The following is a 12,037-nucleotide window of genomic DNA, read 5'->3' as shown; positions in this document are numbered from 1 at the left end:
GAATTTTTCAGTGAAGGACGGGAAAGAAATGGTCAGATTCCTTGGTGTTATTATCGGTTCTATTATTATTGCGGTTGCCTTTAATCTTTTCCTTATCCCCCACAAAATTTTAAGTAGTGGAATTGGCGGAATTGCTATTATTTTAGGGATTGTAACCCCTGTAAACACAGGCATTATTAACTTTGTATTAAACTTACCTATCCTTATTTTAGGGTACATAGGCCTTGGAAAAAAAGTGATTTTTAACACAGTTGTCTCTGTAGTTGTATTATCTGTTGCATTATACTACGTTCCAGTAAAAGTCGTAGCAACAGATCCATTGTTATCTTCTATCTTCGGGGGTGTCATCGCCGGAGCTGGTATTGGTCTTGTTTTTAACTGTAATGGATCCACTGGTGGATTTGATATTATCGGTATGCTTTTATCCCGCAAGCGAGACATTAAACTTGGCGGATTCCTTATTATTTTAAATGCAGTCGTTGTAATAATCGCAGGATTCTTCTTCACCTGGGATGTTGCACTTACAAGCTTACTTTCAATTTATGTAACTGGTAAAGTAATTGATGCTGTTCATACAAAACATCGTAAAGTTACACTTATGATTGTAACAAATGAAGCAGAAAAAATGAAAAAACAGCTTCTTTCAACTGTTGTACGTGGAATAACGTTACTTGATGGCGAAGGCGCTTATTCAAGCGAGAAAAAGCGTGTACTTATGACGGTCGTTTCTCGTGAAGAATTAGCAAGTATGAAACTTACAATTTCTGAAATTGACCCGAATGCATTCGTTAATATTACAGAAACTGTAGAAGTGTTAGGACTTTTCAGAAGAAGTTAAAGACTAGGTGGGAATACACCTAGTCTTTATTTTGCATAAATTCAATTCTGTTTCCAAACGGGTCTGATACGTAAAATCGAATTACATCTGGCCGTGCATAATCATCAATCACTTTTACACCTTTCTCTATAAGTGTTTGCTTAAATTCATTAATTTCATTCACATAAAAAGCTGGATGAGCCTTTTTAGCTGGTGTAAAGTTCCGCTCGACACCAATATGGATTTCTTGATTTCCACATTTAAACCAACATCCACCTCGTTTTTTCAACTCTTCTGGCTTTGGAATTTCTACCATACCAATTTTATTCCCATAAAAATCACGCGCCTCTTCTTCACACTCTACAGGTGCAGCTACTTGCACGTGATCAATCCCTTGAATATAATTTTTCATTTTCTCTCCCCCTCCTCTACCCTAATGTTATACGGAAAACAGCCGTCTGTAACTTACAAAAGGGTTATAAAACAATATAAGCTCCCCTTATTACCATCCTGCATTCACTTTGCAAAAAAAATAAAAAAATAAAATTTATTCTATAACTTCCATTTTTTATAGAAATACACATCACATCTATATTATAGTTATGAATAGACAAATCTTTTTAGATGCTATTTGTACGGAGGAACTATTATGAGTCGTAAAAAATATTCACCAACTCAAAAAAAACGTCATCCGAACATTTCTAGACGTTTGCGAAACCATATACAAGATCGTTCATTAACAGAAATGTACGCATCTCTGTTCGAACATAATCCTGATAGTATTATTTCATTAAACTTAGAAGGAGTTATTCTACATATAAATCCTTCTGCCGAAAGAATATTAGGTTACACTTCTTTAGAATTAGAACAGAAAAATATTACCTCTATTTTAGGAGCCCATATTTCTGAGCAAGTATTACAAAATATAAAGAATACTGAAGCGGATAATCAACAAGAGTATATCTTATCTATTTATCATAAAAATGGATTCTTATTAGATGTTGTGACAAAACTAGTTCCTATTTTTGTTCAAAATCGTCTTACTGGTGTATACGCTATTATGAAGCCACTTGAAAAATCAGAAAGAATTGAGAATATGCTAAAAGAAAGTGAGAAGAGATTACGTACATTAGTAAACTCCATGCCTGCGTTTGTTATATTTAAAGATCATGAAGGGCGCTGGCTTGAGGCAAATGACTACGCACTTTCTTGCTTCAACTTCCATCATGTACCTTACCACGGGAAAAAAGATAGCGAACTCATTCAATATAATGAAGCATACCGAGAAGCTTTTTTACATTGTGAAGAAGTCGATGAACTAGCATGGCAACAAAGACAAATTCTTCATGGCGAGGAATTTATTATACATAGAGATGATTTCGATTTAATCTTAAGTATATCAAAAGTTCCGCTTTATCATCCTAATGGTTCTCGCAAAGGTCTTATCGTGATGGGGAGAGATGTTACAGAGCTAAAAGAAACTGAAAAGTTACTACGAAAATCTGAGAAGCTCGCAGTAGTCGGACAACTGACAGCTGGAATTGCCCATGAAATTCGAAATCCACTCACTTCCCTAAAGGGTTTTCTAACATTGCTCCTCCCTGAAATAAATGAGGAGCAAAAATGGTATATCGATGTTATGTTAAGTGAGATTTCACAAATGGAATCCATCACGAGTCAATTTATGGCGATGTCTAAGCCACAAGTATTATCTATCCAAACTTGTAACATACAAACTTTAATTGAAGAGGTAGTTACATTTATTTTACCGACTGCAATTATGCATAGCGTTCATATCATCATGGATCATTTTGATTACGTATATGATATTCAATGTGACGGTAACCAATTAAAACAAGTTTTTATAAACATATTAAAAAATGCGATAGAAGCGATGCCAAATGGCGGAAATATTTTCATCCAAACAAAACCATTAGAGGATAATTTCATCTTAATACGAATTATCGATGAAGGTTGTGGCATTCCAGAAGATCGTATCTCCCGTCTAGGCGAACCTTTTTATAGTTTAAAAGAAAAAGGCACAGGACTAGGATTAATGATGTGTTACAAAATAATTGAAGAACATCATGGTAAATTACACATTTCAAGCGAATTAAATAAAGGTACAATTGTTGATATTGAGCTACCACTTTCTTCATCTCATCTTGCAATCCAGTCCTAAATAAAAAAGAAGCATCTGCTAATGGTTAGCAGATGCTTCTTTTTTAAAATACTTTGTCATACCACTCTTTTGCTTTTTCTACTTCACCCATCGTTAATTGATGCCCTCGATTTTCCCAATGCATTGTTACATTCGCGTTTGCATTTTCTAATAGTATCTTCAATTCCTCTGACTCTGCTGATGAACAAATTGGGTCATTTGTCCCAGCAGCAATAAACACAGATTTCCCTGCTAAATTTGCTAATTGCATTCCTCTTCTTGGTACCATTGGGTGATGAAGCACAGCACCTTTCAATGCATTTTCGTAATGGAATAATAAGCTTGCTGCGATATTTGCCCCATTCGAATAACCGATAGCTACAATGTTATTTCTATCGAATTTATATTCTTTAGCCGCTTCATCTAAAAATTCATTTAATTCCTTCGTACGGAAAATTAAATCCTCTTCATCAAAAATGCCCTCTGCTAATCGGCGGAAGAAACGCGGCATCCCATTCTCTAACACATTTCCCCTAACGCTTAATACCGACGCTTCCGGATCAACTATTTCTGCAAGTGGTAGTAAATCTAATTCATTACCACCTGTGCCATGAAGTAATAACAACACTGGTTTTGACGTATCTTTTCCTTTTTGAAAAACATGTTTCATCATAATCCTTTTCCCCCTTCAATCACTTTAATCTAAATTTCTCACTTCAAATGGTAAAAGCGTTTGTTCAATCTGTTTTCTATGTTGTTCATATTGTTCCGGTAACTTTAATTCCTCACCCATCGTCTCTAACGATTCATCATGAGCGAAACCAGGAGGATCTGTTGCAATTTCAAATAAGATTTCACCATGTTCTCTAAAATAAATCGCGTTAAAATAATTTCGATCTTGTACAGGAGTTACGTGATATCCAAAACGCGACACATGCTCTTTCCAGTCTAGCTGATCAGCATCGTCACTCGCTCTCCAGGCAATATGATGAACTGTGCCAACGCCCATTTGGCCACGACCGATTGTTGATAATTTCAAATCAATAATATTTCCAATGTCAGCAGAAGAACGGAATCGAACAAATTCACCCTCTTCTCCAATTTTCTCAAGACCCATAATATGTTCTAACAATTCAGCTGTTTTTTGAGGCTGTGTAGATAAAAGAACAGCACCTCCAAACCCTTTAATTGCTACTTCTGGTGTAACTTCTCCAAAACTCCAATTATTTAATTCGCCTTTTTCTCTTTCAACTAATTCTATATGCAAACCATGCGGATCATCAAATTCTAAATACTGCTCTCCAAAACGAGTCATTTTTGTATACGAAACATCGAATTTTTCTAATCTATTTTCCCAAAACTCCATTGCACCTTTTGGTACAACGTAAGACGTAATTCCTACTTGACCATCTCCAATAATACCTTGACGAGCACCTGCCCATGGGAAAAACGTAATAATTGTTCCAGGCTTTCCTCCTTCATTTCCAAAATAAAGATGGTACGTACCTGGATCATCAAAATTCACTGTTTGTTTCACTAAACGTAACCCCAATACACCAGCATAAAAGTCTACATTTTCTTGTGGATGCCCTACAATCGCTGTAATATGATGGATTCCCATTGTTTTCTTTTCCATTTCTTCCACTCCTTTTTTATTTCATTATAAAAATTCTTTTACATTTAAATTCATTATTCATTTTGTCCATGCTACAAAGTAAAATCCGTCATTATAATTTTATCTCGAATTCGAGATATTAATCACAAAATTACGTATCGGCGTCTAACCTATTGAATTATCTCGAATTCAAGATAATTCACAAAAAATATTTGTTCGATTTATAACCATAATAAATTTTCATTATGAACATTATTTATCTCGAACTCAAGATTTATTATAAGTTACTTATTTTTTATTGTCAATAAGTCCTTACTTTCATTTTTCTTGTTTTCACTTATGGTTCCCTACCTTAACAAACATTTTTTGTTCTTTCAAGTGAACGAGCACTTTTCATTACATGTGAAAACCTTTATAAACGCCTTTATCCCAGTGGATTACAATGATTTTTCAAGGAATTAAAGTAATAATATTCAGAAGATTAAAGAGTGTTTTTTCACACCTTATTTTCATTCCTTTACCCGATAAATTTTAAAAACTAAAAGCCATACAAATGTATGACTTTTAGCTTATTGACGTCTCAAATTTTGCTTTCTCTACATATACTTTACGAAATTTCATATAGCATCCAATACGCCAAGGTACTATATAACAAACCGCAAGAGTGTAGAAAAGAATGCCGATTGACTTTGGATCTAGACCTTGTAAATGTCTTCTAAAATAAGCACGTAAAAGAACGATAACTAAAAATGTAGCAATAAAAGCGATACTTTTTTTTGCATAAATTTGACCATCTTCTCTGACTTCATACCCACTTAAAATAATAAGTGGAATTGACAATAACAGTCCGATCCCAGCAGCTATACCAATTTGCCAACCAGCAAGTTGTATCGGTGCTGCGTATAAAGAAAAACCTGGTAATAAGAAGAATAATGGCAATAGTAGTCGTCTTCCTTTATTATTAATTGGTCGATTCATAGAGCGCATGCGTCTAAATATAACGAGCCCTATGACGAGTAAAAAAATTGTAATACTGTACGAACCTTGCTGCAAGTGAATCTCTCCCTAAAAATAGTCATTTTCAAAAATACTCCCCTATTATACTCCTAATTTTTCCAAAAATATAATTATTCCTCTAAAAAATCTTACACATCAAATATACTTTTAGGTTTGATTTACTATAGGAAACAATTCCGAAAGAGGAACTACTCTCCCCACCTCGTCTTTAAACACAATATGCTCTCTAGTTAAATGGCGCGGGCTCTTCACTCCCGCCGCTGCCGCTAATGAAAATAAACTATATCTCATACTAATAATATAATTCATGACTCGCCACTTCTTCTCATACGGATCTAACGCTTTTTGATAATGCGGATTCGTCGTGGCTACACCAGATGGACATTGACCAGAATTACATTGAAGGGCCATAATACAGCCACTTGCCATCATAAACCCACGGGCTGAACTTACAGCATCCGCCCCAATCGCTAAAGCAATCGCCACTTTATCTGGTGTGATTAATTTACCCGATGCAAATACTTTAAACTTGTTACGGACACCATAATGGTTTGCTGTATCAATAAATGTAAGTAATGCTGGAATAAGCGGCAGTCCCATACAATCTGCCATCGATTTATACGTTGCCCCTGACCCGCCTTCTGAACCGTCGATTGTAATAAAATCTGGGTAAATGTTTAGTTCTTTCATTGTTTTTATTAAATCTTCCAAAGGCTCCTGCTGACCAATTACAATTTTCATTCCAACTGGTTTACCGCTGTTTTCTTGCAACTGTTGAATAAAACAAAGTGTATCCGCTGCATTCTTTAAAAATGAAAATCGATTCGGTGAATTAATCGTCTCTCCCTTTCGGACGTTGCGAACAAAAGCAATTTTCTCATTTACTTTTTGTCCCTCTAAATGACCACCACGTATTTTAGCACCTTGCCCAAATTTCAATTCGAATGCTCTAATATTACTTTCTTTCGCTTTCTCCATGAATTTTCCCATTGAAAAATTACCGTCTTCATCACGGTATCCAAATAACCCTGGACCAATTTGCGCAACGATACTCGCTCCTGTATGTAAATGTTCTGGAATAACGCCACCTTCACCCGTATTAATCCACGATCCGCCTGCCATTTTTGCTCCAAAACCACTCGCTAAAATATAATTTTCTCCAATCGCACCGTAAGAAGTCGCAGATGCACCAAACATGCCATGTAGCTTCCACGGATATTTACGGTTCTCACCGACTATAATTGCATCATCTTCTTCGTACAGCCAAAGATTCGTTGTATCCGCTGTCAATTTTTCTCTTCTTGAAAATAACCCTTCTTTATGAATCACGTACTTTTTACCTTCCCGCTCTTGCGTGAGATTCACACTTAATTCCTCAGTTAATATCGGAAATAATGTATTAGCAATATAATATCCAGAAGCTTCAAAATCTCGTTTTGATCCAAAACCAAGTATTTCAGAGCGATATTTCGCTAAAAACATAACACTTTGAAAATCATAACGTGAGAAAGGCTTTCCATCCGTATCATGATCAAACCAATATTGTCGAAATTCAGGCCCTATCTTTTCCAGTAAGTAGCGCATTCTTCCTAAGTACGGATGTAATTTTAAAATAGAATGGTGTGTTCGTTTTTTTATAAAAAATGTAATGATAAAAAAGACGATTAAAAGCAACATTAAAAATAGTAATATACTAATAATAACGAGTAGCGTTTCACTCATCCCGCTTCCCCCTATGAAATTCCATAATAAAAGGAGAACACTCGATGTGCTCTCCTTTTATCTTTATTCATACTAACGTAGCAAGATGCTCTTTCGCGTCATATTCAACTAAACTTTCAGCGTGTTTAATTCGATGAACAAAGTCTGGATTAGCAATTAACGGTCTTCCGAATGCCGCTACATCAATCGTTCCTTCTTGCAACGCTTCTTCGGCCTCTTTCGGATTTAAATTACCAACCCCAACAATCGTACCATCCCAATATTTTCTTACTAGTTGATGAAAATTCTTTCCGTCAGCAATCTCTTGCGTATAATTCATCGTTGAAGGATGGATCATCGTTAACCCAACCTCTTTAAACATATTTATGAACGTTTCAATTGCAAACTCAGGATTTTCCCACATATAAGTAGGATTATCACCTTTGAAAGCAGAGAAACGAAGAAGTGTTTTATTAGCTCCAACAGCTTCTATTACAGCCGCCGTTACTTCTTTCATAAACGTTAACCTTTGTTTTAAATCACCGCCATATTTATCTGTTCGCTTATTCGCAAACTCATACGTAAATTGATCGATTAAATATCCGTGTGCACCGTGAATTTCTACTCCATCAAATCCAGCTTCGATCGCATTTTTCGCAGCTTGTGCGTATTGACCGATCACTTCTTGTATTTCTTCTAACGTCATTGCTTCTGGCGTATCAAACGGTTTACGAAAGCGTGGAACATTTCCCTCTGCAGCGATAGCCGATGGTGCTTGTGGCATTTGACCACCAATTATTTCATGATGACTCATACGCCCAACATGCCATATTTGAGCAATAATCGTCCCGCCTTCTTTATGTACTGCCTCTGTAACAGGTTTCCAAGAATCGATTTGTTCTTGTGTATAAATACCTGGTACTCCTGGGTTTCCTTTTGCTCTCGGACTAATGACAATTCCTTCTGTAATAATTAGTCCAATTCCATCCGCAGCACGTTTTCTGTAGTACTCCACTACATCAGCACCAACTACTCCAGTCTCATTATCTGCAAAGCATCTTGTCATCGGTGCCATCACTATACGATTACGAAGAGACCAAGCTCCAACTTGAATTGGATCAAACAACTTTGTTTCTTCAACGTTTTCAAAAAATCCCCCAGCATTTACATTTGTTCCTTCATAAATACTCGCTGCTTTATTACTTGAACTTGTCATTTTTCTTCCCCCCTAAAAAATCTTACTATAATCGCATCATACTTACTTTTAGATAGTAACGTCAATTTTTACGACTTTATAACAAAAAATTCGAATATTCAAAAACAAAACACTGCAAATAATATTAAAAAGGTTTCCTTAGGAGGAAACCTTTTTTGTTGACCATATATGGCTGTCAATTCGTTTATCTCTTTAATAAAAAACACCTTATCAATAGAAGTGAAAATGGTTCAGTATTCTTCTAAAAATAATAACTTATATACCTAAAACAATGAAAGCCCTACCTCTCTTTCATCCTTACGGCTCCTCGTCCGTGCCAGTGTGAATCAGGATTGCAAAAATCAAGTAACTATTTTATCGAAGTATTCAATTAAACTTCGAACATTCATAAATGAAATTAAAAAATAAAAATGGATTTGATTGTAGTAATAACAATAGAGGTAATGCTCTAAAAGTGGTTTGAAAGAGTTGAATGTCTTTGAAATGATAAATTTTCTATAATTATGTTCCCAAAAAATTCAAGATCTTTTTTGGGATATAATACATTATTTGTAATGAACCTTAACAAAAGCTTTTTATCTGATTTTCTGTGATACCTTCAATTAATCCCAGTTCACTAATCAAAAATTCATATGCGTTATCTAACATCTTCTTTTCGCTTGCATTAAGTGCTTTTTCTTTCTGTATACGCATTAAATCACGCACAACTTCAGCACCTTCTTGCATTTTACCCGTCTTTATTTTATCAGTGTTCAATTTATACCTTTGTTTCCACGTAAGTAATCTATCTGATTCCCCATGTTGAAAAATATCCATTATGTGTGCTAATGCGGTTATATCCGTAACTGGTCGTATATTCGAATTCAATATTCTCCCTGCTGGAATCATTAGTTCCATATTACTAGCCGACATTTTTATAACATAATACTGTTGTTTTTCTCCTGAGATTTCCTTCTCTTCTATGGCTTTAATTATACCTGCTCCCTGCATTGGATAAACAATATTATCACCAATTTGAAACAAATAATCCACCTCCATATATGGTAACCTTCTCAAGCTTAACATACTTTTAGTTTTTTAGCAAAATTTTTATTTTATCATAAAATTATTTTACGAGTCAATACTTCAGAAGCAAGAAATTAAATTTACACAATACATTATAAAAATCGCAATTCCATTAACGGTTCCACACACATTCATTCTCCTTTAACACAAAAACACATCACTACATTTAAGTAGTGATGTGTTTTTGATAAGGCATAAATAAATATCTACTTTTCCGTCTATATACTAACCTGTTTGCTAACTGTTTCCCTCGCTAAAAGAAAACTCATAATCACTTGCGCTGCTACTCTACTCGTCATATCTCTGAAATCAAGAGTTGGATCAATCTCTACTATATCCATCCCTTGAACGAGCGATTCTTTACCAAGGAATTCAATCGCATCTAGTAAAGTCGTACTATCCATCCCACCAGGCCCAATTGCTGGACAACCTGGTGCAAACGCTTGGTCTAGCACATCCATATCAAGAGAAATATAAATAGAAGTCACACCTTGATTTCTTAATACTTCAATACTTTCCGTGATAATATCTTTTATTTCTCGCTCTCGTACGTCTTTCATTGTATACACTGTTACACCATGCTCTATTGCATATTCATGGTACGCACGTGCATTAGAAAAATTACGAATTCCAATTTGAACAAGTTGTTTTCCAGTAATGACATCATTTTCTAGTAAACTACGGAATGGTGTACCATTTGACGGGCCTCCATCATCTAAATTACGTAAATCATGATGAGCATCAAATTGAATAATTCCGACCTTTCCTTTACTGTTTGCAAAACCTGTTATACTCGGAAAACTAATCGAGTGGTCACCGCCAAGAACGATTGGTATCACGTTCGGGTTTACTTTCGTTACATGCCCAACTGTTTTCGCAATTCGTTTATGACTTTCTTTTATATCCGTCACATGCATCGTAATATCGCCGCAATCATATAAGACACTTTCTTTCATATCGTGTTCTTCTGTAATTGCATATGTGCTATATGCATCTAACATCGCACGAATTGTTTTTGGCGCAAAACTCGCTCCTGAATGACTAATAGACGGTTTAGAAAGGGGTGCTCCAATTAAGGCAGCACCGAATATTTCCACACCTTCCTCCCAATCTTTAATCATCTCACTCCATTTCGTCACTTCACGATCAATAAACTTTGCATTTTTCTTTAAATAGTGGCCGTGCTCCACGATTGTTCACCTCTTGTATATGCAATATTACCATTCTTCCATACTGTATTCACATGACTTACGCCGTAATGATACGGTACGTAAGCATAATTGTAAGCATCCCATAAAACTAAATCTGCCTTACGACCAACTCTAATTTTCCCAGCTACATCACCACGGTTAATGGCATATGATGAGTTAACCGTTACGGCATTCCAAACTTCTTCTGGTGTCATTTTCAATTTTAGCATCGCAATGCTCATAATAAGCTGAATATTTTCAGTTGGACAGCTACCTGGGTTAAAGTCTGTAGCTAACGCAACTGCAACACCTTCATCAATCATTTTACGTCCACGAGCAAAGCTTTCTTTATTTAAATAGAAAGTTGTTCCTGGTAATAAAGTTGCTACTGTATTAGAATTTGCAAGCATTTCAATTCCTTTATCAGAAGCACCAACTAAATGGTCCGCTGATGCTGCACCGATTTCTGCCGCTGCTTCCGCACCACCAAGAGGGTCGATTTCATCTGCATGAATTTTCACATCAAAGCCAAGCTCTTTCGCTTTTAATAAAAATTCTTTTGATTCTTCTACAGAGAACACACCTGTTTCACAGAAAATATCAACGAACTCCGCTAATTGCTTCTCTTTCATTTCTGGTAGTAGGTCTAACATCCATTGTAAAAATTCTTTCGATCTACCTTTATACTCTTTCGGAACTGCATGAGCACCTAAAAATGTTGAAACTAAATCGATCGGATGCTCTTTTTGTAATTGTGCTGTTGCCTCTAATTGTTTCCATTCCGTCTCATCATCTAATCCGTAACCACTCTTCGCTTCTACAGTAGTAACTCCGAAAGATAGCATACGGTCTAAATGGAATTTCGCTTTTTGAACAAGTTCTTCTTTCGACGCCTGTTTCGTTGCATTTACAGTTGAAAGTATGCCTCCGCCTTGTTCTAAAATTTCTAAGTACGGAACTCCTTGTAGTTTTAGTGCGATTTCATTTTCACGAGATCCACCAAATACAAGATGAGTATGCGGGTCAACGAGACCAGGAGAAACCATTTTCCCGCCGCAATCAATAACTTCTCTCGCTTGTAATCCTTTCGCTTCTTCCGCTGTTCCAACGAAAGTAATTACACCATTTTCAATTCCAACCGCACCGTTTTCGATAACAGGAAGCGTGTTCATCGCTTCCCGTCTTAACAAGCCATCTTCTTGATCCATTGTTAGTAATTGACCGATATTTATTAGTAAAGTGTCCAGCATGTTTT

Annotated in this window: 11 protein-coding genes; 2 read left to right on the top strand and 9 right to left on the bottom strand. The window is 35.8% G+C overall.

Going from position 1 to position 12,037, the window contains the following annotated elements; genetic code table 11:
- The first annotated feature begins 28 nt into the window (after positions 1 to 28).
- Positions 29 to 838, top strand: coding sequence for a YitT family protein (locus tag QCI79_RS22560; RefSeq protein WP_000251344.1), 810 nt, complete (start codon positions 29 to 31; stop codon positions 836 to 838).
- Positions 839 to 857: 19 nt separating this feature from the next.
- Here the strand turns inward: QCI79_RS22560 and QCI79_RS22555 are convergent, their stop codons facing one another.
- A complete protein-coding gene (locus QCI79_RS22555) occupies positions 858 to 1,229 on the bottom strand; it encodes a VOC family protein (RefSeq protein ID WP_000800766.1) in 372 nt (123 codons plus the stop codon).
- A 237-nt stretch (positions 1,230 to 1,466) separates the two neighbouring features.
- Between QCI79_RS22555 and QCI79_RS22550 the strand changes: the two genes are divergently transcribed.
- Positions 1,467 to 2,999 (top strand): BA3702 family sensor histidine kinase, encoded by a 1,533-nt coding sequence (locus QCI79_RS22550; RefSeq protein WP_000087660.1) that lies wholly within the window; start codon positions 1,467 to 1,469, stop codon positions 2,997 to 2,999.
- 43 nt (positions 3,000 to 3,042) lie between these two features.
- On the opposite strand, the gene QCI79_RS22545 is transcribed toward QCI79_RS22550, so the two are convergent.
- The 8 genes from QCI79_RS22545 to hutI all read right to left on the bottom strand — a co-directional run bounded on the left by QCI79_RS22545 (position 3,043) and on the right by hutI (position 12,032).
- A complete protein-coding gene (locus tag QCI79_RS22545; RefSeq protein ID WP_000975485.1) occupies positions 3,043 to 3,651 on the bottom strand; it encodes an alpha/beta hydrolase in 609 nt (202 codons plus the stop codon).
- Between the two features lie 24 nt (positions 3,652 to 3,675).
- On the bottom strand, positions 3,676 to 4,614 hold the full coding sequence (locus tag QCI79_RS22540; RefSeq protein WP_000412731.1) for a ring-cleaving dioxygenase: 939 nt from the start codon (positions 4,612 to 4,614) through the stop codon (positions 3,676 to 3,678).
- A gap of 543 nt (positions 4,615 to 5,157) precedes the next feature.
- Entirely contained in the window at positions 5,158 to 5,646 is a 489-nt protein-coding gene (locus tag QCI79_RS22535; RefSeq protein ID WP_001183922.1) for a cytochrome c biogenesis protein CcdC, read from the bottom strand.
- 111 nt (positions 5,647 to 5,757) lie between these two features.
- Complete coding sequence (locus tag QCI79_RS22530; RefSeq protein ID WP_000005165.1) at positions 5,758 to 7,332, bottom strand: FMN-binding glutamate synthase family protein; 1,575 nt, start codon at positions 7,330 to 7,332, stop codon at positions 5,758 to 5,760.
- 67 nt (positions 7,333 to 7,399) lie between these two features.
- A complete protein-coding gene (locus tag QCI79_RS22525) occupies positions 7,400 to 8,527 on the bottom strand; it encodes an alkene reductase (RefSeq protein WP_000204588.1) in 1,128 nt (375 codons plus the stop codon).
- Positions 8,528 to 9,088: 561 nt separating this feature from the next.
- Positions 9,089 to 9,550, bottom strand: coding sequence for a CarD family transcriptional regulator (locus QCI79_RS22520; RefSeq protein WP_170317877.1), 462 nt, complete (start codon positions 9,548 to 9,550; stop codon positions 9,089 to 9,091).
- Positions 9,551 to 9,810: 260 nt separating this feature from the next.
- On the bottom strand, positions 9,811 to 10,782 hold the full coding sequence (hutG, locus tag QCI79_RS22515; protein WP_000399831.1) for a formimidoylglutamase: 972 nt from the start codon (positions 10,780 to 10,782) through the stop codon (positions 9,811 to 9,813).
- The gene (gene hutI, locus QCI79_RS22510; RefSeq protein ID WP_000887540.1) at positions 10,761 to 12,032 is read right to left on the bottom strand and encodes an imidazolonepropionase; all 1,272 of its coding nucleotides are present in this window, start codon (positions 12,030 to 12,032) and stop codon (positions 10,761 to 10,763) included. The genes hutG and hutI overlap by 22 nt, the downstream gene beginning before the upstream one ends.
- Positions 12,033 to 12,037 lie beyond the last annotated feature (5 nt).

The sequence above is a fragment of the Bacillus cereus group sp. MG1 genome, assembly GCF_040460035.1.
GTDB lineage: Bacteria > Bacillota > Bacilli > Bacillales > Bacillaceae_G > Bacillus_A > Bacillus_A cereus.
The sequence above is the reverse complement of the archived record's forward strand: the minus strand, read 5'-3'. Positions and strand labels throughout refer to the sequence as shown.